We start from the raw sequence: 26,938 nt of genomic DNA, 5'->3' as shown, positions 1-26,938 counted from the left end.
TGAATATCGTCATCATCAAGTTTTTTACTGAAATTTCAATTGGCGAAGTTGTTTTGCATGTTGCAAGGTAGTCTCACTAATTTCAACACCACCGGTCATTCTCGCTAATTCTTGAATGCGTGCATCTTCTTCTAATTCAATAATGGTACTACTTGCAGGATCTGTTTGTTGTTTCTTGACTAAAAGATGTTGATCTGATTGTGCTGCAACTTGAGCTTGATGGGTAATACACAGAATTTGAACATGCTGCCCTAAGCCTGCCAATAAACGACCGACGATTTCAGCTGTACCACCACTAATACCCACATCAATTTCATCAAAGACTAAAACTTCGGCTTCAGTTTTTTCGGCATTCATCACCTGCATGACTAAGGCGATTCGAGATAGTTCACCACCCGAAGCGACACGAGCTAAGGGCTGTGCAGGAATCCCTTTGTTTGCTGTGAAGAGCAGTTGAATAAAACTGAGTCCTTCACCAGAGACTTGTTCTAAAGGTTCAAACCTAAATTCAAAATGTGCTTCAGGAAGTGCAAGTTGTTTGACTTGCTCGGTTAGGTGTTTGGCCAAAGGGAGCGCAGCTTCACGACGAATTTGATCGAGATACTGTGCTTTTTCTAAAAAGGTTTGATGTGAAATTTCAACTTGCTCAGCCAAAGTTTCAGGATCTTGCAATTGATGCAGTTGAGCCAATTCAGCTTGCCAAGTTTCAAACTGTTGTTTGAGTTCATCGGGTTGAATACGATATTTACGTGCTAAACGATGGAAAATTTCTAATTGAGTATTCAATTCATCCATACGTTCTGGGTCAAAACTTTGACGATCAATAAATTGACGTAAATTTGCGGCAGCATCTTCAATTTCACTTTGTGCATTGATCAGTGAATTATATATTTCAGTGAGTTGTTCACTACGTCCTGCATGTGATTCTAAGCGACGAATGACCGAAGATATTTCTTGGCTGATGTTTTGTTCCGATTCATCTAATACATTCAGACTATATCCGCAATCCTGCATGATGTGCTCATGGTGGCTTAAGCGGTCAAATTCTTGTTCAATTTCTTTATAATCAATACGAATCACATCTTCGAGTTCTTCAAGTTGTAACTCTAAAGTCGCAATACGTTGTAAACGATTGGCTTGAGCATCAATAGCGGCTTGATGAGTTCGGATATTTTTTTGCCAAATATTAAAGCTTTCACGCACTTCTTGCGCAGGTTGATAGAAATTACTATAACGATCTAACCAATGCTTTGGGTAGGGTGGTTCGAGTAATTGTTGTTGGCTATGCTGGCTATAGAGTTGAACCAGTAAACGTCCAATTTCTTTTAATTCAGCAAGGCTGCTTGGTCGACCATTGATCCAAGCTTTACTACGACCAGTGGCAAAAATGACACGTCGTAAATGAATTTCACCTGATTCATCATCCAACTCATGGGTTTTGAGCCATTCGGCTTCAGGACTATTGACCTGATAGCTAAAAACAGCAGTCACATCTGCTTTTTCGGCATTATAGCGGACATAATTGGTATCTGTACGCTCGCCTAAGCATGCCGATAAAGCATCTAAGAGTAATGATTTACCAGCGCCTGTTTCCCCAGTCAGGACGTTAAAACCGTGCTCTATATCGATTGCAAGATTATCAGCCAAGGCAAAATTCATTAAATTTAAGTGTGTCAGCATAAACGCATCCAAGCTGCGAACGATGAGGTTCTAAGATAGTGAAGTTTTGTTTTTGTCACAAGTCAGAAAATATTCTAATATAAAGCAATTCTAAGTATTCTAAATAATTTTAATATGAAAATGAAACTCCCTTTGCCCAAGGCGCCGATTAAACAGCACATCAATAAAAATAATATTGCACAGTTAAACCAAAAGCTGGATCAATTGTCAGCACAGTTTAAACGTGCAACTGCACAAGGAAACTATTTAGAAGCCTATAAAGCGGTTTCTGAGGTCGCACAACGAATGCCAGATCATGTGGTCATCATGATGGATTTAGCTTTTACTGAATTACGTTTAAAGCGTTATGAAGATGCACATGTGCATTATCAACAAGCGATAAAACTCAGTCCAAATACAATAGACACCAATATTTATGATGGCTTGGCTGAAGTTTGTTATTTTTTAAATAAATCAGAAGAGTTAACCAAATATGGCCGATTAGCAATCGACAGTAAGAAAAAACAAGTCAAAGATCAGGCAGCTATAGCATTGTTCGCTGCGTCGCCACCGCCGTTTAATACTGAAAACCCATCTGAAAATATTATTGCATTTTCTCTATTTGGCTCAAATCCACGTTATTGTGAAACTTCTGTAATGAATGTGGACTTAGCTAAAGAAATTTATCCCGATTGGGTTTGTCGCTTTTATATAGACAATAGTGTCCCTCAAGATGTTGTACAGCGCTTGCTTGCAAAAGGTGCGCAAGTCATTGTTGTTAATGAACAACAGCGACAAATTTCAGGGTTGTTTTGGCGCTTTTTTGTGATGGATGATCCAACCGTAAAACGTTTCTTAATCCGTGATGCAGACTCATTGGTGTCTTATCGTGAGCAAGCGGCTGTCAATGAGTGGTTAAAAAGCGATCGGTGGTTTCATATTATGCATGACTATTATTCACATACAGAATTGATTTTAGCGGGTATGTGGGGTGGATGTCAGGGTGGTGTGCGTGATTTGGAAAGACACATTCTACAATTTTTGAATACTGGAAATTATTTAAATAGTCGTGTGGCAGACCAGCATTTTCTGCGGTTTTGTATTTGGCCAATCGTCAAGCAGAGTGTAATGAATCACGATCGTTATCATTTTGATGAAAACAGTGTGGATTTTCCACATGCTCAGCAGTTTAAAGACTATGAAGCAGAAGCGCAGTTTCATGTTGGAATGAATGAAGGTTCGTCTAAAGTTGTGATCCATGATCTTAAGGATGAGCAGCTTTGCTGGGCGATTTATAATCAAGAGAAACAGCAGATTTGTCGCTATTTGGCCCAAGCATCTGCTGGTAAATTAGAATTAGATATGCCAAGATTTTATGCCAAACAGATTGAAAAACAGAATTGGAAAGTAGAAGTACATCCAGTTGAAAACATAGATTGATTAGTTTGAATCGCAACATTAAACTAGCTTGATCATAATTTATATAAATGCGCATTATCTGGAGAATACGCATGTCAACTCAGTACGATCATGTATCAGTGGTAAAAAAATCAAATGTATATTTTGGTGGCTTGTGCATTAGTCATACAGTGCAATTTGAAGACGGAACTAAAAAGACTTTAGGGGTTATTCTTCCAACTGAAGAAGCATTGACGTTTGAAACGCACGTGCCTGAACGTATGGAAATTATTTCAGGTGAATGTCGTGTGAAAATTGCTGACAGTGAGGAAAGCGAGTTGTTCCGTGCGGGTCAATCCTTTTATGTACCAGGCAATAGCCGCTTTAAAATTGAAACAGATGATGTATTGGACTATGTCTGTCATTTAGAAGGTTAATGGTTTTATTTAAAATATTGTTATCTTTGGTGTGAAACAAAGTGTCTTGAAATTAACGTATTTTGAAATTAGCACGTTTAGAAATAAGACAAACAAATTTTAGTGCAAATCGGTTAAACTAGAGCATCAAATAAAATCCTGTAAAGTTGGCTTTGCAGGATTTTTCATTTCTATCATTGTATTACGAATAGAGGTCGTTCATGGCGAAGCCCGAATATTATTATGGCGTTCATTCTGTGGAGTCATTATTGGAGTTGGAACCAGAACGAGTTTTAACTTTGTTTACCCTAAAAGGTCGTGATGACCAACGTTTACAACGTATTTTACAGTTGGCTGAACCGTTTGGTATCAGTGTGCAAAAAGCCAGTCGTGACAGTTTGGAAAAATTGGCAGGTCAACCTTTTCATCAGGGCGTGGTTGCTGCTGTGAGAGCACTTCCGACATTAAATGAAAAAGATCTAGATCAAATTTTAGAATCGACAGATCATCCTTTATTGTTGGCTTTGGATCATATTACCGATCCGCATAATCTGGGTGCATGTATTCGTACTGCAGCAGCGATGGGTATTGAAGCTGTGATTGTTCCACGTGATCGAGCAGCGACCTTAACACCAACAGCACGCAAAGTTGCTGCAGGCGGGGCGGAAAAGGTTAAATTTATTCAAGTGACAAATTTGGCAAGAACACTGGGGCATATCAAAGACAATTTTAATGTACGTGTGGTTGGAACGATGTTGGATGAAAAGGCTTTACCTATTCAACAATTTGATTTTACAGGCACACCGATCTGTGTGGTCATGGGGGCAGAAGATACAGGACTTCGACCAATTACCCAGTCACAATGTGATCAAACGGTATTTATCCCAATGTCAGGTAATTTGCAAAGTTTAAATGTCAGTGTGGCAACGGGTATGGCGCTTTATGAAGCTTGTCGTCAACGTCAATCATATTAATTCTTATCATCAATATGTTGTAATGGTGGATTGATTATTCATTTATTGTGAATGACCAATCGACCTTTCTTTAATTCGAGAAAATCATGATGACCTCCCGTACGCAAGGCTATATATATGTCGCAATCACGATGTGTATTTGGGGAGGATTTACCATCACATCACGACTCAATGCACTTTGGCATATCAGCGCTTGGGATATTGCAGCATTACGCTTTTCATTGGCATTTTGTATTCTTATGCCTATTTTAATTTATAAGAAAGACACAGCTTTTTTATTTAAAAAACAGCCATTTATTTTGGCTATGATTGGTGGTGTTGTTTATTGTTTAACCTCTTATAGCGCCTTTCATTATGTTCCTGCAGCACATGCGGCGATCTTTTTAAATGGTTGTATCCCTTTATGCACCGCAATTGCAGCATTTCTATTGTTTAAACAACCTTTTGATAAGCACACATGGCTTAGTTTAGTGATTATGTTGGCTGCAATTTCAGGGATGAGTTTTTTGATGTATCAAGAAACTGGCGTTGCATTTGGTTTTGGAGATTTACTGTTTTTTATCAGTGCGATTTGGTGGGGTATTTTTACTGTTTTACTCCGTCAATGGAAATTATCGGCTTGGCACTCTATGGCGGGTGTGGCAATTTGGTCAGCAATTGTTTACGTACCCATCTATTTATTATTTTTACCAAAACAACTTGATCAAGTTGCAATGCCACATTTGATTATGCAAACGCTGTTTCATGGCATATTTGTTGTCATCATTGCAACCTTGGCTTATGTTGAAGCAATTAAGCGTTTAGGCGCATTTAAGACGGGAAGTATTGTTACATTGGCACCTTTTATCGCCGCAATTATTGCTGTTCCTTTACTCAATGAACCATTAAGTGCTGCGATTATTTGTGGTTTGATTGGTATGGGAATAGGGGCATTACAGCCTTGGCGATGGTTTACTCATCAAGACAGTTTACAACAGGGTTTAGATCAACAAAAACAACGACAATAAAATAAGCCGAACAAATAAGTTATTGCTTTGAATGGGTTAGATATTGTTGATGTAATACTGCAAGCTTGGCATATAAATGCTCAATATGACCATCATTGAGCACGATATCATTGGCTATTTTTTGCTTTTCTGCACGAGGCATTTGAGCGGCAATGATTTTTTGAATTTGATCAATCGTTTGATCATCACGTTGCGATGCACGTAAAATTTGTAAATCCTCACCGGCATCAATCAATAAAGTATGGTCAGTTAATTGATGCTGATTGGTTTCAAACAACAGGGGCGAAACCAAGACCACATATGGGCTCGTTGCATCTGCTAATTGCTGAATAATCGCACTACGAATCGCAGGGTGGGTGATTTGCTCAAGTTGCTGGCGAGCTTCAGGTACTTTAAAAATATATTCACGTAATGCACGACGATTGAGTTCTCCATTTTCAAGTAAAACCCAATCACCAAAAGTATCTTTAATTTGTGTTAAAGCAGGTTGACCTTTTTCGACAATTTCTCGTGCTACGATATCCGCATCTACCACTTGAATACCTTGGGTTTCAAACCATTGGCTTGCAGCAGACTTTCCGCTCCCAATTCCACCTGTTAAACCCAAGATAAATGTCATATTAGATCCTTTAAAGCACGATTTGATGCGTCATTTAGATTGTTAAATTATTGACCTAAATACACTTTCATAATCTGTTCGCCCCATAAGAATGCAATCCAGCCTGCAATTGCAATATAAGGCCCAAAAGCAAAGGGTTGATTCTCTTTACGTGTCTTGAGCAAAATAATACCGATAATAGAGCCGACTAAAGAAGAAAGTAAAATGATCAAGGGTAGCATAAGTGGTCCCATCCAGGCACCTAGTGCAGCGAGTAACTTAAAGTCACCATAGCCCATTCCTTCTTTACCTGTGACTATTTTAAATACATAGTAAACCACCCATAAACACAAGAAACCAATGATATAGCCCCAAATTGCTGACGTAGGAGAGGTGTAAAGGTGAAATGCATTTGCAGCTAGACCAATTCCTGCCAAAGTTAATGTGAAACGATCAGGCAATAATTGCGTATCAAAATCGATAAAGGTTAAGGTGATGAGAACCCATGTCAGCAAGATACCAAAGATCATTTGTAAGGTTGGCCCATACACGGCTACAACGATTAAAGAGCAAATCACTGTCAGTATTTCAATGAATGGATAGCGGAAACTAATCGGGTTTTGGCAAGAACCGCATTTTCCTCTTAAAACCAACCAACTGATGACGGGTATGTTTTGATACCAGCGAATCGGGGTTTTACATTTAGGACAAGTTGATGCCGGTTGACTTAAGCTGAGCTTTGATTCATCAATAATCGCTTGTTCAGGATGCAGTAACATTTGGCATTCTTGTTGCCATTCTTGCTCCATCATTTTTGGTGTTCTAAAAATCACAACATTTAGAAAACTGCCAATGCACAGACTTAAAATCCCAACAGTTAAATAGAGTACTGTTGGGGATTGGATAAGTAAACTCAAAAGATCATTAAGCATATTTAGAACCATTCATTTAAGCTGTGGTTTATCCACCGACAACTGCACCCATTTTGAAAATAGGTAGATACATTGCGATTACAAGTCCTCCTACGAGCACCCCCAATACTGCCATAATCAATGGTTCCATCATCGAGGTTAGGCCATCGACAGCATTATCTACTTCATTTTCAAAATGTGTTGCGACTTTATCGAGCATCGCATCCAGTGCGCCTGATTCTTCGCCGATTGCAACCATTTGTACCGCCATAGATGGAAATCGATTAGTGACACGCATTGCAAAGTTGAGTTGTTGGCCTGTTGCAACATCTTCACGAATTTTCATGACGGCTTGTTCATAAACCACATTATTGGTTGCACCAGCTGTCGATTCTAGTGCTTCAATCAAAGGCACACCTGCAGCAAAGGTCGTTGCTAGTGTACGACTATAGCGTGCAATAATCGCCTTATAAACTAAATCTCCAAAAATAGGCAATTTTAATGCAGTTTTATCAAGGAAATCTCGAAATTTTTTACTGCGTTTTTTAGTTTCTAGAAAAGAAGCGATTATAATGCCAACGATAAGTAAGAAGATAAACCAATATTTTTGCATCCAGTTTGACATATTGACCACCATTTGAGTAAATGCTGGTAGGTCCGCACCAAAAGAGCTAAATAAATCTTGAAATACAGGAACAACTTTGACCATGAGAATAATGGTGACAATGACTGCGACTACAATAACCGCAATTGGGTATTTCATGGCTTTTTTAATTTTTTGTTTGAGAAGTTCGCTTTTTTCTTTATAAATTGCAACGCGATCCAGCATGGTTTCTAAGGCGCCAGATTGTTCACCAGATTCAACCAGTGAACAAAATAGATTATCAAAATAGCGCGGGTATTTTCTTAACGCACCAGCAAAAGTATTGCCCCCTTCAACTTCACCTTTAATACCCAGTACTACTTCTCGCATGGAAGGATTCTCTAAACCTTCAGCGACGATTTCAAAGCTTTGTACTAAAGGCACACCAGCTTTCATCATGGTTGCCAACTGACGAGTAAAAATGGTGATATCGAGTGTTGAAATTCCTTTTTTCATTAAGCCTTCGAGAAAGTTTTTCTTTTTCTCTCGAATGGTCTTGATGGTGATGCCTTGCTTTCTCAAAGTCACTTTTGCAAGTGCCATATTTCGAGCAGGAAGTTCCCCTTTGATTTTGACCCCTTTACGATCTACCCCGTCATAAGCAAATGTAGGCATCATTTGAGCTTTTTTCGCTGCCATAAGATTTTCCTTGAATATTGATTATATTTATTCACTTGTCACGCGGTTAATTTCTTGTAAAGAAGTTAGTCCATTCATGACCTTTACTAATCCTGAGCGTCTGAGATTATCAAACCCCAATTTGGCTGATGCAGCTGCAATTTGCAGTGCATTGCCATCTTCCATGATAATCTTTGAGATTTCAGGTGTTACTTTCATTACCTCATAAATCCCTACTCGGCCTTTATAACCCTCACGACATTCTGAGCAGCCAATAGGCTGAAAAATTTGTAAATCAGGATTGCTTAAATCTTGTTCTGTGAACCCCAGTTCCAACAGACTCTGTTTTGGTATTTCTATAGGTGCTTTACAATGGCTACATAAACGTCTTGCAAGTCGTTGTGCGATCACTAAGTTTACTGATGTGGCAATATTAAATGAAGGGACTCCCATATTGCGTAAACGGGTGAGCGTTTCTGGCGCGCTGTTGGTATGTAATGTTGACATGACCATGTGACCTGTTTGTGCTGCCTTAATTGCAATTTCAGCCGTTTCTAAATCACGAATCTCGCCGACCATGATAATGTCTGGGTCTTGACGAAGAAATGATTTCAGTGCAACAGAGAAGGTTAGTCCAGCTTTTAGATTGACATTGACCTGATTAATGCCTTCTAGGTTGATTTCAACAGGATCTTCGGCTGTTGAAATGTTGGATGTTTCGGTATTGAGGATGTTTAAGCCAGTATATAAAGACACTGTTTTACCAGAACCTGTTGGACCTGTAATCAATAACATCCCTTGCGGTTTTTCCAAAGCCTCCATAAATAAGGCTTTTTGAGCTTCCTCGTATCCTAAAGCATCGATACCTAACATAGCGCTTGAAGGATCTAGAATACGTAATACTAGCTTTTCCCCAAATAAAGTTGGCAGTGAGTTGACACGGAAATCAATTGCCTTAGTTTTTGAGAGTTTGAGTTTTATACGACCATCTTGTGGTATGCGTTTCTCGGAAATGTCCATTTTTGACATCACTTTCAAACGAGAAGCAAGGCGTGTTGCAAGTTGTAAGGGTGGGTTGGTAATCGTTCGGAGTACACCATCCACTCGATAACGTACACGATATGATTTTTCATAAGGTTCAAAATGTAAATCAGATGCGCCCATACGAATGGCATCGACCAATAACTTATTCACATACTTTACAATTGGTGCTTCATCTTCTGATGTTTCTTCATGATCTTCATCTTCTGAGGGTTCTTGATCACTCGTTGCAATAATATCAACATCGAAATCTTCATCACCGAAGTTAAAATTTTCTTCTATAGTAAAATGTTTGGCTAAAACTTTTTCTAATTTATCGTATTCCACAATAATAGGCTCAATACTCAAACCACAGTTAAAGCGGATGGCATCAAGTGCTTCTATATTGGTAGGATCACTGGTTGCGACATACAGAATCTTGCCACGTTGGACAAGCGGTACAAGCTGATGTTTAGCGAATAAATTGTTATCAGCAACCTCTTTTGGAAACATATCTGGATTAAAACTGTCCAAATCAAAAATAGGTTCCCCAAACTCAGAAGAAATCATTTCTGCAATGAGTAAGGGTTTAAGGTTTGATTTTTCAATCAGGTACTCAACAGTGCTCATTTTAATTTTTTGAGCACTCTCCAGCGCATCTTTCATTTGCTGTGCAGATAAAAAACCTTCATCGACTATGCGGCGGATATATCCTGAAAACCTAAGTGAACCATTCTGTATAGACATCCCCAAAACACCTTAAATTTCATTTTATAATTGGAATACGAAAATTATACGATTATCGGCAAAAATATCTAGAATTAAACGCATTATTCTACAAAGATATTTGCATGATAACTTGAGCCAATTAGAATTTTAATCATTATCCATGAAATGATTTATATTTCCTATAATTTTCCACACCACGACTTTAAATGAGAAGCTTAAATTGATAAAGAAAAAATGCTTTAAAATTGAAAATTCCGTGTAGAATGTGCACATTTTCGATAAAAGGTTAGATGTATGTCGGGTTCGAACATTATTCCTTGGGTTGTCGGCAATTGGAAAATGAACCCAATGCAGGCTGATTCACAGCAACTTATTCAAGATTTAAAACAGCTTTTACAAGATGCACCAATTACAGAACAACAATGTCATATTGGTGTCGCACCTATTTCTCTTGCTTTATTGTCAATAAAACAATCACTTCAAAATGTATCGACTGTAAAAGTCGTTGCACAAGATGTTTCGCAAATGGCTGGCACAGGTGCATATACGGGCGAGGTGAGTGCAGAACTACTCAAAGATAGCCAGATTGACTATGTGTTGATTGGTCATTCAGAGCGCCGTGAAATCTTTGGTGATGATGTTGCTAAAATTAAAGCAAAAATCGGTAATGCTTTAAATGCTAATCTTCACATCATCTATTGTGTTGGTGAAAGCTTAGAACAACGCGAAGCGGGACAAGCTGAGCAGATCGTATTGCAACAAATTTGTGATTTAGCTGCAGTTGTAAAACCTGAACAATGGCACAATATTGTGATTGCTTATGAGCCGATATGGGCGATAGGAACAGGTAAAACGGCTTCTCCACAGGATGCTCAAGCAATGCATGCTAAAATTCGAGAGGGTTTAACTCAAATTACAACTGAAGGTCAACGTACAGCTATTTTATATGGCGGTAGTGTTAAACCTGAAAATGCAGTAGAGTTAGCCGCTTGTCCAGATATCAACGGTGCACTTGTTGGTGGTGCATCACTTAATGCTGAGTCATTTTATAAAATTGCTCAAGCATTTGCTAAAACAAAATAATAGGAGTTCAGCATGCATAGTTTTGTGCTGGTTGTACACATCATCTTGGCTGTATTAATGATTGTACTTATCCTTGTACAGCATGGTAAAGGTGCTGATGCAGGTGCATCTTTTGGTGGCGGTGGTGCTGCAACTGTATTTGGTGCATCAGGATCAGCAAGTTTCTTGACGCGATTAACTGCCATTTTAACGGCTTTGTTTTTTGTAACGAGTTTAACTTTAGCTGTGTTTGCAAAAAAGCTAACTTCGGATGCTTATGGTTTAAAAACTGTACAAACGACGACTCAGCCGGCGACACCAGTTCAACCAAATACGAACGAAACTTCGCCAAATGCACCAAAATAAATAGCTTTTTGAAATTAAACCTTTCAATTTGGCGCACAAGCTACTAGAATGCGTCACAGCTGCGGTGGTGGTGGAATTGGTAGACACGCTACCTTGAGGTGGTAGTGCTTTCGGGCGTGGGGGTTCAAGTCCCCCCTTCCGCACCAACAATGAACCAGATTGTTGGTGGTACAGCTAAAAAACATTGATGCGGGATGGAGCAGTCTGGTAGCTCGTCGGGCTCATAACCCGAAGGTCGTTGGTTCAAATCCAGCTCCCGCTACCAATTTAATTAAGATGCAACTTAATTAAAGACATTTAAATTGAAAAGTTTATTTTGTGTGTGAATTTGCAGTATCGGTGCGGGATGGAGCAGTCTGGTAGCTCGTCGGGCTCATAACCCGAAGGTCGTTGGTTCAAATCCAGCTCCCGCTACCAATTTAATTAAGATGCAACTTAATTAAAACATTTAGATTGAAGGATTTATTTGTATACAAAATGCAGTGTCGGTGCGGGATGGAGCAGTCTGGTAGCTCGTCGGGCTCATAACCCGAAGGTCGTTGGTTCAAATCCAGCTCCCGCTACCATTTTGATTAAGGTGCAACTTAATCAAGCAAGAAACTGATTTTCAATACATTAAGTTTGATTGAATTTTTTTAAATTCTTGTGTATAATTTTGCAACGTTGATGCGGGATGGAGCAGTCTGGTAGCTCGTCGGGCTCATAACCCGAAGGTCGTTGGTTCAAATCCAGCTCCCGCTACCAAGTTTCTTAAAGGGCTCACATATAGGTGGGTCTTTTTGCATAGTGAGCCTATGGTTTTCTGTGCGATAATAGGGGCGATTACGCCCTTTTTTATTGGCTTATCGTGTAGTGTGGACATCAATTGGTCAAAAAGACATGCTTCACTATAGTAAGTTTGAATTGGTCCGATGAGCGATTGAATCGCACAAATATGACGAGAGTAAATGAAGCTATCAAATAAAACTCAAGCACTCCAAGATTTAATTACTCCTGCAGTGCAAGCTTGTGATGTGGAACTTTGGGGAATTGAATTTATTCCTCAAGGTAAAAAGTCTTTATTGCGTATTTATATTGATAAAGACGTTCCAGAAAATGCTGAACCTGTCATGAATGAAGATGGTGAGGTTGAGTTGGGTCGTGGTATTGGTGTACAGGATTGTGTACGTGTGACTCAACAAGTTGGTGCAATTTTGGATGTACATGATCCAATTTCAGGTGAATATGCTTTAGAAGTTTCATCACCTGGTTGGGATCGTCCATTTTTCCAATTGGCTCAATTACAGAATTATATCGGTCAACAAGTTGCATTCCGTTTGATCGCTGCGGTTGAGAATCGTCGTAAGTTCCAAGCAAAATTGGTTGCTGTAGATTTAGAAAATGAATTCATCCAAGTCGAAGTTGAACAACAAGTACTTGAGATTGATAGTAATAATATAGATAAGGCAAATTTGGTCTTTCAGGATTAATCCAGAAATAGAAATCTGAATATATAGGTGACTTATGGCACGTGAAATTCTCACCGTCGTTGAAACGGTTAGTAATGAGAAAGGTGTGAGTCGTGAAGCAATTTTTGAAGCGCTAGAACAGGCTTTGGTTGCGGCGACTAAAAAGAAATTCTACGAAGGAACGAATTCGGAAGAAGCTCAGTTACGTGTAGAAATTGATCGTAAAACAGGCGATTACAGTACTTTCCGTCAATGGGAAGTGGTTGCTGATGAAGATCATGAAATGCCTGCATGTCAAGATGCGATTTCTGATGTTGATCCTGCAAAATGGTCAATTGGTGATATTCGTGAACTCGAAGTGCCTTCAATTGATTTCGGTCGTATTGCGGCTCAAATTGCAAAACAAGTAATTGTGCAAAAGATCCGTGAAGCAGAGCGTGCTTTGGTTGCAGATGCTTATGAGTCTAAAGTGGGTGAGTTAATCTACGGTGAAGTGAAAAAACAAACCAAAGATGGCTTTATTATCGACTTAGGTGACAATGCTGAAGCGTATTTAGCACGTGAAGAGATGATTCCAAAGGAAATTCTTCGCCCAAAACAGCGTATGAATGCAATCCTTTACAATGTAAATCGTGAAGGTCGTGGTGCACAATTATTATTGTCACGTGCAAAACCTGAAATGCTGATTGCTTTAATGAAGAAGGAAATTCCAGAAATTTCTGAAGAAATCATTGAAATTAAAGCAGCTGCGCGTCAACCAGGTGTTCGTGCAAAAATTGCTGTAAAAACCAATGACCATCGTATTGATCCTGTGGGTGCTTGTATTGGTATGCGTGGTACACGTATCCAAGCGGTACAATCAGAGTTAAATGGCGAACGTATTGATGTGGTTGTATGGTCTGATGATCCTGCTCAGTATATCGCAAGTGCTTTAGAGCCTGCGGATGTATCGGGTATTGTGATTGATGAAGATGCACATACCGCAGATATTATTTTCGCAACCAGTGATCAGCTTGCACGTGCAATTGGTTCACAAGGTCAAAATGTTCGTTTAGCGTCAGAACTAACAGGTTATAAGTTAGATATGATGCTTGAAGATGAGTATCGTGCTCGTCAACAAAATGAAGCTCAACAATATTTAGATATGTTTGTAACACGTCTTGATATTGAAGAAGATCTTGCAATGGCTTTGGTAGAAATGGGCTTCACTTCACTTGAAGAGATTGCTTATGTACCTGCAGAAACTTTCGATGAAATCGAGTTGGATGCAGATATTGTTGAATTACTACAAAGTCGTGCAAAAGAAGCAGCTTTAGCTGATGCATTAAAAGAGCAAGAAGATATTCAGGACCCAAGTCCAGAACTTGTTGCAATGGAAGGAATGACTTCTGAAATTGCTCATGCTTTAGCGGCTCGTGGTGTGGTCACAATCGATGACTTAGCTGACCAAGCAACTGATGATATTGCAGATATCGAAGGCTTAGGTGCTGAAAAAGCAGGTCAATTGATTATGAAAGCACGTGAATCATGGTTTAACTAGGAGGTAATACATGACGGATAAGTCAATTCAAGAGTTAGCGGTCAGCGTAGGACTTCCTGTTTCAAAGCTCCTTGATCAGGTGCGTGAAGCTGGATTGCCGCAAAAAAAGGCTGAAGATAAAATTTCTACTGAACAGCAAGGTGTTCTGGTCAACCATTTGAAAAAATCACATGGTCAAGACACAGGGCATGCAGGACAAATCACGTTGAAACGTAAAACAACCAGTACTGCTAAAGTAGCCAGTACTTCGGGTAAGGCTAAAACAATTAACGTGGAAGTTCGTAAGAAGCATACGTTTACTAAGCCTGATCCTGAGCAAATTAAAGCTGAAGCTTTAGCAAAAGCACAAGCAGATGCTCAAGTAAAAGCAACACAAAAAGCACCAGTCGCAGAAACTAGCTCTAAAGATAGCGAAAAAGCTGAAAGCTCAGCAAAAGCGAATTTAGAGAAAATGCGTGCGGCTGCGAAACAACAAACCGCTGCAAAAGAAACACCAAAAGCAGCGGTTGTGGTAAAACGCAAATCGACAAATAAGCCAATTACCAAAGCAACAGTGAAAGCTGTTGAAACGCCTGAACAGAAGCGTGCGCGTGAAGCTCAAGCTGCTCAATTGAAGGCAACTGAAGAAGCAGCACGTCGTAAATCGGCAGAAGAAGCTCAGCAACGTACACTTGAGCAAATGCGTCAAATGGCGTCTAAGTATTCTTCTGATGATTCAACGACGACGATTCGTGTAGTAGATGACTCTCCATTGGCTGCTGGTCTTGTTGGTCAAGCTTATGAAGACTCATTTGCCAAAGAAGACCGTGAAATCAAACGTGGTACCAATACTGCCAATACACGTCCAGTGAAGAAAGGCGGTCGTCGCGGTCAAGAAGAGCAAAGCTTTAGCTCAAATCATCATAAACGTGGTTTAAAAACCAGCCAAGCGAACAAGCATGGCTTTGAAAAACCAGTTAAGAAACAAGTTTATGATGTTGAAATTGGTGAGACCATTGTTGTTGCTGATCTCGCTGCGAAAATGGCGGTTAAAGTTCGTGAAGTGATTAAATCACTCATGAAAATGGGTGAGTTGGTTACTCAAAACCAAGCAATTGAGCAAGATATTGCAGCGCTTGTTGTTGAAGAAATGGGGCATAATCCAGTTCGTGTATCTGATACTCAAGCTGAAGATAACTTACTTGAAGCAGCTGAAGAAGCGCGTGGTGCACAAACAACACGTGCTCCAGTGGTTACAATCATGGGTCACGTTGACCATGGTAAAACTTCACTTCTTGATCGTATTCGTCGTGCTAAAGTGGCGCAAGGCGAAGCGGGTGGTATTACTCAGCATATTGGTGCTTATCACGTTGAGACTGAGAAAGGTATTATTACTTTCTTAGATACGCCAGGACATGCGGCATTTACTGCTATGCGTTCTCGTGGTGCTAAAGCAACCGATATCGTTGTCCTTGTTGTTGCAGCAGATGATGGTGTAATGCCACAAACTGCTGAAGCAATTGATCATGCGCGTGCTGCAGGTACGCCAATCATTGTTGCTATTAACAAGATGGATAAAGAATCTGCTGATCCAGATCGTGTATTGAATGAATTAACAACCAAAGAAATCGTACCTGAACAATGGGGCGGTGATGTACCAGTTGCAATGGTTTCAGCACACTCTGGTCAAGGTATTGATGAACTTCTTGACCTTATTTCAATTCAAGCTGAATTGTTAGAATTGAAAGCGTCTGAAGAAGGTGCTGCGCAAGGTGTTGTTATTGAAGCACGTGTAGATAACAGCCGTGGTGCGGTAACTTCTATTCTTGTACAAAACGGTACATTAAATGTTGGTGATTTAGTCCTTGCTGGTGCATCTTACGGTCGCGTACGTGCGATGGTTGATGAAAATGGTAATCGTATTAAATCTGCAGGTCCTTCAATTCCAGTGGAAATTTTAGGTCTTCCAGAAGCGCCAATGGCAGGTGACGAAGTTCTTGTTGTCAATGATGAGAAAAAAGCACGTGAAGTTGCCGATGCGCGTATGGATCGTGAACGTCAAAAGCGTCTTGAGCGTCAAAGTGCAATGCGTCTTGAAAATATTATGGCGTCTATGGGCAAGAAAGATGTGCCTATCGTAAATGTTGTATTGAAGACAGATGTACGCGGTACTCTAGAAGCATTACATGTGGCACTTGCTGAACTTGCAACTGATGAAGTTAAAGTACGTGTGATTGGTTCAGGTGTAGGCGCAATCACTGAATCTGACGTGACACTTGCAGAATCTTCTGAAGCTGTACTTCTAGGCTTTAACGTACGTGCTGATAGTGCTGCGCGTCAAAAAGCAGATGCAGATGGTATCGACATTCGTTACTACAGCATTATTTATCAATTGATTGATGATGTTAAAGCAGCGATGAGCGGTAAACTTGCACCTGAACACCGTGAAACGATTCTGGGTGTTGCACAAGTACGTGAAGTATTCCATTCAAGTAAATTTGGTGCAGCTGCAGGTTGTATGGTACTTGAAGGTGTATTACATCGTAACAAACCAATTCGTGTACTTCGTGATGATGTGGTTGTATTCCAAGGCGAGCTTGAATCTCTTCGTCGCTACAAAGAAGTGGTTGAAGAAGTTCGTGCAGGTATGGAATGTGGTCTTGCGGTTAAAGGCTACAAAGACATCAAAGCACTTGATAAAATCGAAGTTTATGATGTTCAGTTGATTAAACGGAGTCTTTAATGGCGGGTAGTCAACGTCTTAAGCGTATGGCGGATACAGTACAACGTGAGTTGTCTGAGTTGATTCGTCAAGAGCTGAAAGATCCACGCTTAGGTGGTCTAGTGACCATCTCTGCGGTAAAAGTTAGTCCAGACTTAGGTTATGCTGAAGTTTATGTCACTGTCATGGGGCGTGAATTAGGTGATGAACAAAGTGAGGCTGCGAATAAAGAAACTTTAGATGTTTTGAATAAAGCATCAGGATTCTTGCGCCATGAACTTGGTCGTCGCATTAAAACACGTGTAACGCCACGTTTGCGTTTCCATTATGATAAAACCAATGCATACGGTAACTATATGTTTGGTCTTATTGCAGAAGCAGTGAAGGATTTACCCGAAGCTGATGAAGCAAAAAAAGATGAAGAATGATCTCTTGATCTAAAAATGAGCCACCTGAGGGTGGCTTTTTTGTATCTAAAATTTCATTTTTTCAATCTTTAAGCTTAATTTTTATTAAAACAGCAATAAAACTAAAGGCTGCATCGAATAACGACTAGCGCTTAAATTAATTTGGAATAGATATTTAAATAAAGATTTAGTCTATTGATTTATAAAATATATTCCTTAATGGCTAATGATAGTCATTAAGTAAAATGCAGATTTGACACATACTTTTATATTGATGATTGGATTTTAAAGACAAATTTGTGACTGAAATAGCAGAAATTAAACAAAACTTTGAATAAAACTGTATAGAATGCTGATAAATCAACAAATACAAATAAATATCTTTGAAGGAATAAATAAATGATCAATTCAATGAAAAAAGGCTTACTGGCACTTACATTGGCAAGTACTTTGGTATTTTCAGGTTGTGGATACAATACACTGCAAGCCAAAGATGAATCTGTGACTGCTGCATGGTCAGAAGTTGAAAACCAATATCAACGTCGTGCTGACTTGGTACCTAATCTTGTTAATGTAGTCAAAGGTTATGCAACCCATGAAGAAAAAGTATTAACAGAAGTGACTGAAGCACGTGCTAATGTTGCGGGCTTAAAAGTCGATAAAGAAGTATTAAATGATCCTGAATTATTTAAAAAATACCAAGAAGCTCAGTCACAAATGACAGGAGCCTTGTCTCGCTTATTAGCTGTTACCGAAAATTACCCTGATTTAAAAGCCAATGAACAGTTCCGTGATTTACAAGTGCAATTGGAAGGGACAGAAAACCGTATTAGTACTGCGCGTACGCGTTATGTAGAATCCGTGCAAGATTATAATACTTATGTACGTCAGTTCCCTCAGGTAATGACCGCTAAAGTGATTGGTATGAAAGCAAAACCAAACTTTAGTGCAGAGGCAGGTGCATCAAAAGCACCAACAGTTAATTTTAATTAATAGTGCTTAAACTTTTATGACGTTCTGCTGTATAGGTAGAACGTTAATGATTGTGAATCATTAAAATAAGGATAAAGTATGATTGAATGGCAAAAAAAATCAGGACTTAAAAAGCTTGGTACATCCTTATTTGTACTCTTTGGACTGATTTTTTCTGTTCAATCGATTGCTTGGGCTGAAACAGCAACGGCAACAGATGATCAAGATGCACAAGATGTTGTGGTCTTGGGGAAAGTTGCTCCAAATACAAACTTACCCAATGTACTTACCCCGAATGCAGTTAATCCAACATCACAACAGACTGCAAATCATAGTAATCAATCAACAAATGTTCAGAATCTACCTCAAGTCAGTAATGACATGGCAGATGGGCAAACAACTCGAAATATTCCAACTTTAAATCAACCTGTTGTAGATCAAGCCAATATACTTTCGGCAGCAGAAAAACAAAATTTAGATCAGCAAATTCGAGATATTTACCGTCAAGGTAAAGCGCAAGTCGGCATTATCATTGTACCAACGACTGGACAAGAAGATATTTTTGATTTTGCCATGCGTGTTGCTGAGCAATGGAAATTGGGTTCTGCCAAACAAGACAATGGTTTATTAATCGCAGTTGCGATAAATGATCATAAAATTCATATTGCAACAGGCTATGGATTAGAAGGGGTATTACCCGATATTGTTGTTAGTCGGATTATCCGTAATCAAATCACACCATATTTTAAACAAGGTCAATATACACAAGGGTTGCAGGCAGGGGTGAATGAGATTGAGCGTATTCTCAATCTAGATCCTGAGATTGCTAAACAAGTAGCAGATGAGCTAAAAGAACGACAAGCTCAAGCGATTCATGAGCAAGAAGCCAAAGACCGAACATTAACCACAGCGATGATTATTCTGATTATTGGAACATTTGCGTCATTTATCATTGGAAATCGTTTAAGTGCTTCTGTGGCGGGTGTGACGGCTTTTTCAGCAGGACTCATCTATGGTTCTGGTATTGGAATGAGCTTGGTTTTAGGTTTTGGAATATTCTTCTTACTCATCACCTCATTTGCACAACTGATTTTTCAAATGTTTTTATCTGGTGGTGGGCGTGGAGGTGGAAGCAGTGGTGGTGGTTTTGGAGGCGGTGGTGGCTATAGTGGTGGTGGCGGAGGTTTTGGCGGTGGAGGTGCATCAGGCTCATGGTAACGAAAACTGAAACAACAGAAATTTTGACTGAACCTAAATTACAGGAGCAGATGCAACCAAGTTTTCAACGCTGGTTAAAGCACTTTCTTTATATGCCGGCGTCTAAACGCTATTTTTCGAAACAAGACCAGCAAGCCATTGCTCAAGCAGTTAAACAAGCTGAGCAGGGGCATGTTGGTGAGATACAGGTAGTCATTGAAGGGCATATTCCGAGTCACCAAGCCTACCGACAAAATACACGTTTAAGAGCGCAACAGCTTTTTGCAGAATTGGGTGTGTGGGATACCGAATATAATAGTGGGGTGTTGTTATATCTAAACTTATGTGAGCAAACTGTTGAAATTGTGATAGATCGTGGGATTAATCAAGCAACGACACAGCAGATATGGCAGCAGATTTGCGATCAAATCATTATTGAGCTTAAAAGTAAACAATACCGATCTGCACTCGAAAATGGGGTGATAGAAATCGGTAAAGTGTTGAATTTATTTTATAATCATCAGCAAGGGCAAAATAAAGCTGATACAATGAATGAATTGACAAATACTCCAATAATTTTGAACTAGATCACTAAAAAAGTGACAAGAAATGTCACTTTTTTACGAGAAATTACGTAAAAAAATAAGAATTAAAAAAAATCTTGTAAAGCGTTACATTCCAATTAGAATGAAATTGTTACCAAACGATTGCTTGTTTTTTCCACACGATGCAGTCAAATAAATTTGCTTGTTAAAGCTATAAAAATTTTTAAAACATTGGAGAAATGTTATGAAATCAGTTCAAAAAGGTTTTACACTTATTGAATTAATGATCGTTGTTGCGATTATCGGTATTCTTGCTGCGATTGCGATCCCACAGTATCGTGATTATACAATTCAATCTGCAAATAATGCGTGTTTAGGTGAAGCAAAAGCTTATGCGAATAAAGTACTTGCAGATTTAAACTTGGGTAAAACACCAGGTGCTGCAACAGCTAAGGCTTGTACATCTATTACTGCTGCACCAGCTAACCCTACTTTAGCTACATTTACTGGTGTGACTGCGGTTAAAAAGTCACCTGGTGATAAAGATGTTACTTGTGATGATTCTGCAACTTGTACATTAAATTAATCTAAACGATCTATAAAATGGGGGCTTCGGCCTCCTTTTTTAACATAATTAATAATTGATGAGATCAAAATATGAAAATAATAAATGGGTTTACTTTAATTGAATTAATGATAACTGTAGCTATTATTGGAATATTGGTGGCTATTAGTGTTCCTATTTATAGTGCTTATACTCAAAATGCTTATGTAAAGTCATGTCTTTCAGAAGCTAAAGCTTATGCAAATATAACTTATTATATGTTAAATGATGTAGATAGTAATACTCACCCATCAGCGCCTAAATTTTCCTCATGCCAAACTTTAACTGATGCTTCAGCATGGGATGAGGCGACAACAGATATTGTGATTGAAGCAAAAAGTAAAAATTCGCCTACTGCAAATATTCAGTGTGACTTAAGCAAAGGCGCAAATTGTACAGTTATTCCTTGAGTAATAAAAAAATGAAAGCGGTATAATATCGCAAATTCTCTAATTCTTTCTTTTTTATGAAAGCCATCCCATACATCCTTTCAGCCTTACTTTTATTACTCGCATGGCTTCTCCCGATCCATAAAATGCCATGGACAACTTTTGGTAGTGAAGTACTGACTTTTCTTTCAGCTTTGGTATTACTTTCAACGTTTATCAATAAAGATATTAGAATACCAAAACCACAATTGTTAGCTATGCCCATTTTAGCCATTCCCTTGATTCAATGGGGATTTGGCGAGATTTTGTATTTTAGTAATGCATTGCTGTGTACAGCTTATATCACCATGTTTTGGTTAATGGTCATGGTGGGCTATAACTTAGCAATTGGTGAGAAAGGGCAAAGAGAGCAAGTCTTTAAAATATTTTGCCTTGTGGTGTTTTTTGGGGCGAGCCTTTCAAGTGCTATAGCACTTTGTCAGTGGTTAGGATTTAGTGATTATTTTAGTTTATTCATGAATCGTTTGCGTGAAAATCGTGTATATGCAAATTTTGGACAGCCGAATAATCTAGCCACCTTTATCTGTATGGGACTGTTTGCTTGCTTATATTTCTATGAAAAGAAAATATTACCCAATATTGTTTTAGTCCCTGCAGCATTTATCTTTCTATTGACGATCGCATTGACCCAATCACGTACAGCTTGGGTGGTATGTATATTTACGCTTGTTTATTTAACGATTAAACAATTTGGACAAAACAAACGCTTTGGCTTTGCGAAGTTATTGGCTTGGGTGGGTGTGTTTATTGCATTAATTGCCTGCCTACCTATGTTTAACCAGTGGCTTGCATCATTCACTGCACAGGACATTACACAAACGGCGACAGTGGTGCAAAGGGCTTCATCGGGTTATCTGCGTTTAGATATGTGGAATCAAGCGCTTGTCGCAATTACACAGCAGCCGTGGTTCGGTTATGGGTGGAATCAAACAGGAATGGCGCAAATCGCTGCATTTGATTTATATCCTTCACATGAGTGGTATAAGACAGCACACAATGTCGTTCTAGATTTACTGATTTGGAACGGTATTCCAATCGGTACCATGATCATTCTTTATGTGGTGTGTTGGTTGTTTTGGCTGAATCGTGGTGTTAAAGAACCTGTTTCAATTGCTGCAAGTCTGATGGTGTGTGCCATCCTGATTCACGCTTTATTGGAATACCCAATTCATTATGCTTATTTCTTGCTCCCACTTGGCTTTATTCTCGGTATTGTTCAAGCGCAATATTCATATTTACCAGCAATTAAACTTAAGCCAGCAGTGACAGTCAGTATTGTGGTAATCGGCTTTGTTTTGATTGGGGTTATTTATCGTGATTATGTCTTATATCGCCAACAAAGTGTCTTTATCAATAAGAAAACACCGTTAACTGAAGCGCAACAACAAGTGATGAATCAGGATATTTTCTTGCTCACACAGTTTAAAGAGCGCGTGTGGTGGATTGGTTTTAATCCACATAGCAAAGTATCTGATCAGCAGCTTGAACATATCGGGCGAATGGTGGCAAATCTCGCGTCTAAATATGATATTTACAAGTATGCTCAAGTTTTAGCATTTAACGGTAAAAAAGCAGAAGCTGAACATCAGTTGTGGATTCTTAAAACATTACATGGTCAAGAAAGTTCTTATCAGGATTTATTGGCTGTACCAGCAGTAAAATAATTGCAAATTGGTCATAAAAATCCCCTAATTTATGGATAATGCTGATTAGTTAAGCCTTTTTAAATCCTCCCCAACCCTCCTTTGATAAAGGAGGGATGAGCAGCACTGCTGCGCAAGGAGTCTAAAATTACAATTGGCTTTGAATGTAATTTTCAATCCCAACACTTTCAGTTAGGTCAAGTTGAGTGGTTGTCCAATCCCAATATTCTTCTTCTTTTTCAAGAATTTCTTGAACTAAATCGCGAGTGACGTAATCTAAACTTTTTTCAGCCAAATCAACAGCAGCTTTGAGTGCTTCAATATTCTCTTTCACTTTACGTACATCACAGTTTAAAACTTCAACGGTATGTTGACCGATGTAGAGTTTGCCTAAATGTTGTAGGTTGGGTAAGCCTTCTAAGAACAGAATACGTTCGATAATTTTATCGGCATGCTTCATTTGACGGATTGATTCTTTATATTCAGCTGAACCGAGCTGTTCAATTCCCCAATCATTAAACATGCGTGAATGAAGGAAATATTGATTGATTGCAGTCAAGTGATGATAAAGCACTTGATTGAGTTGGTTAATAACGTCTCGATTGCCTTTCATGGTCAAAGCTCCATTCAGTTGTGTGCCTTAAAAAGCTTAAGGCAATCCATGTTGTTATCTTAATCAACTTTATCAATAGTTTCGAGTGATTTATGGAACAGCAAATGAAAATCGCAATCAAAAACAATCGGTATATTTTTAATAATGCTCAATTATAACTAAAAATAAACCCGCTTTGAGTCGAAGCGGGGGAGGAATATGATCCGAAGATCATGTAAAACTTATTATGATTATTTAGGGGAATTGATAAAGGTTAAGCGGCAATGGAAATGCGTGCAGCAATTTCTGCCAATTCTTCATTGATAATACTTTTTGCCTCTGGTGCACAACGCCCACAGCAAGTACCTAAATCTAAAAGGTCACGAATTTCACGATAGCTTTCTGCACCATTAGCCACAGCATCTTTAATATCTTGATCTGTAATACCACGACACAAACAAACGTACATGAGAGTAAACCACAAAGTTAAATGCGATAACTAGTATTATTGATAATTATTACCATTTGTCAATAAAATTCATTTAAAAAAGGATTTATCTTGATTGGGTTTTTGAATAAAAAAATACTACCTGATCGGTAGTATTTTTGATTAATTTTTAAACATATTAAAAATCATTAACTTACTTTATTTTGCTCAAAAGCATTATTGGCTAATGATGACAATACCGTCCATTTCAACCAGTGCATTTTTAGGTAAGGCTGCAACACCCAAAGCTGCGCGAGCTGGATAAGGCTGTGCGAAATATTCACCCATAATTTGATTAACAAGTTGGAAGTGTGAAAGGTCTGTAAGGAAAATATTCAATTTCGCAATATCTGCCAATGAGCCACCAGCAGCTTCACAAACTGCTTTGATATTGTCAAAAACACGACGGATTTGTGCTTCAATGCCTTCTACAAGTTCCATGCTATAAGGATCTAAGCCAATTTGCCCTGAAAGATATAAAGTGTTATCTACTAAAATAGCTTGTGAATAAGTGCCAATAGCAGCAGGGGCATTCTCAGTGTGGATCACTTGACGGGACATTGATTTCTCCTTGATTTCAACTCATTTCATCATAATGGATGAAGGGGATACTTGAAAGCGACATTGATTAAACTGATGAGTTTGTTTAATTAACACGCTTTGGCTTTAATGTTGTCATTGATGACAATCGGCATAGATAAGCGCTCAATGCGAGGGAAGCCAAATTGCATGCGCAACTCACGAATGATCTGAGCAATCTGTTTACGGTTATTCACCACAACATTGACATAGGTTTTATCTTCATGGGAGCGTACAGACTCAACCCCTGTTTTCGCTTTACGACATAAATAAATCAGTTCTGAGATTTGTTCATCGTTCAACACGAGGTCAATGCTTAAATACGCATTAAAGTTCACATCTTCTTCTTGTTCTGATGTCCATTGTAAAGACATGATATTTTCAGGATGTAAGTGTTGTTCGTGGATCAGGTTGTGGCAACGTGCGCGATGCACAATTAAGCCTCGACGCGATAAATGCCCTTGAATTTGATCACCAAACACAGGATTACAACAATGCGCATACTTAACATCAACCCCTTCAGTGCCTTGAATTAAGCGTTCAGAAACGGTGTGGTCGCTAGGTTGTGATTGCGCAAATAAATGATTGGCGACCAGTTGAGGTAATAAGTCACCAACAGCAATTTGTTCAAATAAAGCATTTTTGTCTTGAATATGTCGCCATTGCAATAAATCAATCCAATCTGCTTCTGATAAATCTTTGACAGAGCGATTAAAAAGTTTGAGCGCACGATTTAAAGCTTGTTGTCCAACTAAACGTTGTTCCTCTAAATCTTGTTCTCTCAGAATATTTTGAATTGCACGACGAGCTTTTTGAGTATTAATAAAACTTAACCAATCAGGATTTGGTGTTGCTAATACATCGGTAATAATTTCAATCACTTGACCGCTGGCTAATGGTGTGGAAAGCGGTTTAATTTCATTATTAATCTTAGCCCCTACAGCATGGTTACCTAGAAATAAACTGGCTGAATAGGCAAAATCAACAGCTGTTGCACCTTGAGGAAGTTCATGTAGTTGACCATGCGGGGTATAAACCCAAATCTTTTCTTGATGTAAATAATCAAGCAAATCATTAAATGTGGTTTTTGCACATTCACCACCAACTAGAATATCTAAATTCTTCATGGATGCTTGAATTGCAGAACGACAAGCTTGAGGTGCATTTTCACCTAAAACCACACCAAAGCGAGCAGCTTTGCGCATCAGCTCGGTTTGAATGGTTAACGATAACGTTGTGCGCTCACCTTTAAGCTTAATCATTAACGATTGATTGCCACCAGGTAGTGGGCGACGAATATGATCTTCATAAGACAATACTTGGAAATTTTCGCGTAAAGCATCTACAAAACGATCACAATCGGCAATACTTTGTAAAATAATTTCAAAAGCATGACTATGTGTGAGCTCTTGCAGATCAATTTCATTTTTGACAAAGTGACGTAGTAACTCAATATTGTTATTTTTTTTCTTAATACGACCCAAGATATTATAATTATTCAATAAATCAACGAGATTCTGTTCCCATATCGACTGATATTTGCATCGTTCAGGTTTTGTTTTAAGTAAAGATTCTTGAACATCGTTATACATATCGAGATCAAGATTTTGATAGCAAAGATGTTCTAGATTATCCGCCATTTCGTTCATACCGACCAAGCGGGCCATTGGAACGAAAATATCAAAAGTTTCTTGAGCAATGCGAGCACGTTTATCTGGACGTAACGCACCAAGAGTCGTCATATTATGATAACGATCGGCGAGTTTGATAATGATTACGCGCGGGTCTTGAAGTGTTGCTTGTAAGATTTTACGAAATGATGCTGCTTTATTATATTCTTTATCGCTTGAATGGCTGAGTTTAGTGACACCATCCACTAACTCAGCGACGGTTCGCCCAAATTTTTCAACAATATCTTCTTTGGTGAAATCAGTATCTTCAATTACATCATGTAATAGGGCGGCCATCAGCGTTTCAGGGTCCATACGCATATGGGCTAAAATACAACTCACCGCGATTGGATGGAGAATATAAGGCTCACCACTTTTACGGGTAATGCCATCATGCGCAATATCAGCATAATCACAAGCTGCAAGAACCCGCTCGACATCGCTTGGTTTTAAGTAAGCGTCGATAATTACATTGAGCTGCTGCTTGGCTTGGCTGACCTCTTGGCCTGGCATAAAACACCTATCATTAATTGCGAATTTGAACGATTTTTCCCAATTCTTTAATGAAAAGCATATTGAGTCACTTGTCAATTTCTAGAAATAAAAAATATCTATTTTTTTTAACAAATATTTAGGATTTTGTCGATGTGTTGGCAAAATTATTTGCGATAAATTTGCAATAAAAAAGCCTAGTATAAAAACT

Annotated in this window: 25 protein-coding genes and 5 tRNA genes; 21 read left to right on the top strand and 9 right to left on the bottom strand. The window is 38.8% G+C overall.

The window, feature by feature from the left end; all coding sequences use genetic code 11:
- Positions 1 to 24: 24 nt before the first annotated feature.
- Positions 25 to 1,680 (bottom strand): DNA repair protein RecN, encoded by a 1,656-nt coding sequence (gene recN, locus ACY45D_RS16155; RefSeq protein ID WP_463107624.1) that lies wholly within the window; start codon positions 1,678 to 1,680, stop codon positions 25 to 27.
- A gap of 114 nt (positions 1,681 to 1,794) precedes the next feature.
- On the opposite strand from recN, the gene ACY45D_RS16150 reads away from it, so the two are divergent.
- The 4 genes from ACY45D_RS16150 to ACY45D_RS16135 all read left to right on the top strand — a co-directional run bounded on the left by ACY45D_RS16150 (position 1,795) and on the right by ACY45D_RS16135 (position 5,454).
- A complete protein-coding gene (locus ACY45D_RS16150; RefSeq protein WP_463107623.1) occupies positions 1,795 to 3,099 on the top strand; it encodes a tetratricopeptide repeat protein in 1,305 nt (434 codons plus the stop codon).
- A gap of 71 nt (positions 3,100 to 3,170) precedes the next feature.
- Complete coding sequence (gene ppnP, locus ACY45D_RS16145; protein ID WP_010114126.1) at positions 3,171 to 3,494, top strand: pyrimidine/purine nucleoside phosphorylase; 324 nt, start codon at positions 3,171 to 3,173, stop codon at positions 3,492 to 3,494.
- A 200-nt stretch (positions 3,495 to 3,694) separates the two neighbouring features.
- Positions 3,695 to 4,447, top strand: a complete 753-nt coding sequence (gene rlmB / locus ACY45D_RS16140) for a 23S rRNA (guanosine(2251)-2'-O)-methyltransferase RlmB (RefSeq protein ID WP_463107622.1) — start codon at positions 3,695 to 3,697, stop codon at positions 4,445 to 4,447.
- An 86-nt stretch (positions 4,448 to 4,533) separates the two neighbouring features.
- On the top strand, positions 4,534 to 5,454 hold the full coding sequence (locus tag ACY45D_RS16135) for a DMT family transporter (RefSeq protein WP_463107621.1): 921 nt from the start codon (positions 4,534 to 4,536) through the stop codon (positions 5,452 to 5,454).
- A gap of 19 nt (positions 5,455 to 5,473) precedes the next feature.
- Here ACY45D_RS16135 and coaE read toward each other — a convergent pair whose 3' ends face one another.
- Genes coaE through pilB form a run of 4 tightly spaced genes read right to left on the bottom strand, consistent with a single transcriptional unit; the run spans position 5,474 to position 9,991 of the window.
- Positions 5,474 to 6,073 (bottom strand): dephospho-CoA kinase, encoded by a 600-nt coding sequence (gene coaE / locus ACY45D_RS16130; protein ID WP_463107620.1) that lies wholly within the window; start codon positions 6,071 to 6,073, stop codon positions 5,474 to 5,476.
- Positions 6,074 to 6,120: 47 nt separating this feature from the next.
- Positions 6,121 to 6,984 (bottom strand): prepilin peptidase, encoded by an 864-nt coding sequence (locus ACY45D_RS16125; protein WP_463107619.1) that lies wholly within the window; start codon positions 6,982 to 6,984, stop codon positions 6,121 to 6,123.
- Between the two features lie 28 nt (positions 6,985 to 7,012).
- Positions 7,013 to 8,245, bottom strand: coding sequence for a type II secretion system F family protein (locus ACY45D_RS16120; protein WP_463107618.1), 1,233 nt, complete (start codon positions 8,243 to 8,245; stop codon positions 7,013 to 7,015).
- A 27-nt stretch (positions 8,246 to 8,272) separates the two neighbouring features.
- A complete protein-coding gene (gene pilB / locus ACY45D_RS16115) occupies positions 8,273 to 9,991 on the bottom strand; it encodes a type IV-A pilus assembly ATPase PilB (RefSeq protein WP_463107617.1) in 1,719 nt (572 codons plus the stop codon).
- A 276-nt stretch (positions 9,992 to 10,267) separates the two neighbouring features.
- Here pilB and tpiA point away from each other — a divergent pair, with 276 nt between their 5' ends.
- The 17 genes from tpiA to ACY45D_RS16030 all read left to right on the top strand — a co-directional run bounded on the left by tpiA (position 10,268) and on the right by ACY45D_RS16030 (position 22,928).
- On the top strand, positions 10,268 to 11,056 hold the full coding sequence (gene tpiA, locus ACY45D_RS16110) for a triose-phosphate isomerase (protein ID WP_463107616.1): 789 nt from the start codon (positions 10,268 to 10,270) through the stop codon (positions 11,054 to 11,056).
- Positions 11,057 to 11,068: 12 nt separating this feature from the next.
- Positions 11,069 to 11,401, top strand: coding sequence for a preprotein translocase subunit SecG (gene secG, locus ACY45D_RS16105; protein WP_010114136.1), 333 nt, complete (start codon positions 11,069 to 11,071; stop codon positions 11,399 to 11,401).
- Positions 11,402 to 11,462: 61 nt separating this feature from the next.
- Positions 11,463 to 11,547, top strand: a tRNA-Leu gene (locus ACY45D_RS16100).
- A 42-nt stretch (positions 11,548 to 11,589) separates the two neighbouring features.
- Positions 11,590 to 11,666 (top strand) — tRNA-Met (locus ACY45D_RS16095).
- A gap of 75 nt (positions 11,667 to 11,741) precedes the next feature.
- Positions 11,742 to 11,818, top strand: a tRNA-Met gene (locus tag ACY45D_RS16090).
- A gap of 72 nt (positions 11,819 to 11,890) precedes the next feature.
- Positions 11,891 to 11,967, top strand: a tRNA-Met gene (locus tag ACY45D_RS16085).
- Between the two features lie 101 nt (positions 11,968 to 12,068).
- A tRNA-Met gene (locus tag ACY45D_RS16080) sits at positions 12,069 to 12,145 on the top strand.
- A gap of 203 nt (positions 12,146 to 12,348) precedes the next feature.
- The gene (rimP, locus tag ACY45D_RS16075; RefSeq protein ID WP_463107615.1) at positions 12,349 to 12,870 is read left to right on the top strand and encodes a ribosome maturation factor RimP; all 522 of its coding nucleotides are present in this window, start codon (positions 12,349 to 12,351) and stop codon (positions 12,868 to 12,870) included.
- Positions 12,871 to 12,904: 34 nt separating this feature from the next.
- Complete coding sequence (gene nusA, locus ACY45D_RS16070; protein ID WP_463107614.1) at positions 12,905 to 14,389, top strand: transcription termination factor NusA; 1,485 nt, start codon at positions 12,905 to 12,907, stop codon at positions 14,387 to 14,389.
- Positions 14,390 to 14,399: 10 nt separating this feature from the next.
- Positions 14,400 to 17,111 carry a translation initiation factor IF-2 gene (gene infB / locus ACY45D_RS16065; protein ID WP_463107613.1) on the top strand — a complete coding sequence of 904 codons (2,712 nt, stop codon included), beginning with the start codon at positions 14,400 to 14,402 and terminating at the stop codon, positions 17,109 to 17,111.
- On the top strand, positions 17,111 to 17,518 hold the full coding sequence (locus tag ACY45D_RS16060; RefSeq protein WP_463107612.1) for a ribosome-binding factor A: 408 nt from the start codon (positions 17,111 to 17,113) through the stop codon (positions 17,516 to 17,518). Before infB ends, ACY45D_RS16060 begins: the two co-directional genes overlap by 1 nt.
- A gap of 390 nt (positions 17,519 to 17,908) precedes the next feature.
- Positions 17,909 to 18,490 carry a LemA family protein gene (locus tag ACY45D_RS16055; protein ID WP_463109502.1) on the top strand — a complete coding sequence of 194 codons (582 nt, stop codon included), beginning with the start codon at positions 17,909 to 17,911 and terminating at the stop codon, positions 18,488 to 18,490.
- A 78-nt stretch (positions 18,491 to 18,568) separates the two neighbouring features.
- Positions 18,569 to 19,687, top strand: coding sequence for a TPM domain-containing protein (locus ACY45D_RS16050; RefSeq protein ID WP_463107611.1), 1,119 nt, complete (start codon positions 18,569 to 18,571; stop codon positions 19,685 to 19,687).
- Positions 19,681 to 20,253, top strand: a complete 573-nt coding sequence (locus ACY45D_RS16045; protein ID WP_463107610.1) for a TPM domain-containing protein — start codon at positions 19,681 to 19,683, stop codon at positions 20,251 to 20,253. The genes ACY45D_RS16050 and ACY45D_RS16045 overlap by 7 nt, the downstream gene beginning before the upstream one ends.
- Before the next feature lie 202 nt (positions 20,254 to 20,455).
- On the top strand, positions 20,456 to 20,797 hold the full coding sequence (locus ACY45D_RS16040; protein WP_463107609.1) for a prepilin-type N-terminal cleavage/methylation domain-containing protein: 342 nt from the start codon (positions 20,456 to 20,458) through the stop codon (positions 20,795 to 20,797).
- Between the two features lie 71 nt (positions 20,798 to 20,868).
- Positions 20,869 to 21,225, top strand: a complete 357-nt coding sequence (locus ACY45D_RS16035) for a pilin (RefSeq protein ID WP_463107608.1) — start codon at positions 20,869 to 20,871, stop codon at positions 21,223 to 21,225.
- Between the two features lie 56 nt (positions 21,226 to 21,281).
- Positions 21,282 to 22,928 carry a PglL family O-oligosaccharyltransferase gene (locus ACY45D_RS16030; protein WP_463107607.1) on the top strand — a complete coding sequence of 549 codons (1,647 nt, stop codon included), beginning with the start codon at positions 21,282 to 21,284 and terminating at the stop codon, positions 22,926 to 22,928.
- A 127-nt stretch (positions 22,929 to 23,055) separates the two neighbouring features.
- On the opposite strand, the gene bfr is transcribed toward ACY45D_RS16030, so the two are convergent.
- The 4 genes from bfr to ACY45D_RS16010 all read right to left on the bottom strand — a co-directional run bounded on the left by bfr (position 23,056) and on the right by ACY45D_RS16010 (position 26,748).
- Positions 23,056 to 23,520, bottom strand: coding sequence for a heteropolymeric bacterioferritin subunit Bfr (bfr, locus tag ACY45D_RS16025; RefSeq protein ID WP_010113450.1), 465 nt, complete (start codon positions 23,518 to 23,520; stop codon positions 23,056 to 23,058).
- 253 nt (positions 23,521 to 23,773) lie between these two features.
- Positions 23,774 to 23,968, bottom strand: a complete 195-nt coding sequence (locus ACY45D_RS16020; RefSeq protein WP_089605897.1) for a bacterioferritin-associated ferredoxin — start codon at positions 23,966 to 23,968, stop codon at positions 23,774 to 23,776.
- A gap of 195 nt (positions 23,969 to 24,163) precedes the next feature.
- Positions 24,164 to 24,547 carry a RidA family protein gene (locus ACY45D_RS16015; RefSeq protein ID WP_120383964.1) on the bottom strand — a complete coding sequence of 128 codons (384 nt, stop codon included), beginning with the start codon at positions 24,545 to 24,547 and terminating at the stop codon, positions 24,164 to 24,166.
- 89 nt (positions 24,548 to 24,636) lie between these two features.
- Positions 24,637 to 26,748, bottom strand: a complete 2,112-nt coding sequence (locus tag ACY45D_RS16010) for a RelA/SpoT family protein (protein ID WP_463107606.1) — start codon at positions 26,746 to 26,748, stop codon at positions 24,637 to 24,639.
- Between the last annotated feature and the right edge of the window lie 190 nt (positions 26,749 to 26,938).

The organism is Acinetobacter sp. BZX-2 (assembly GCF_055179795.1).
This window is presented reverse-complemented; position numbering and strand designations above follow the sequence as displayed.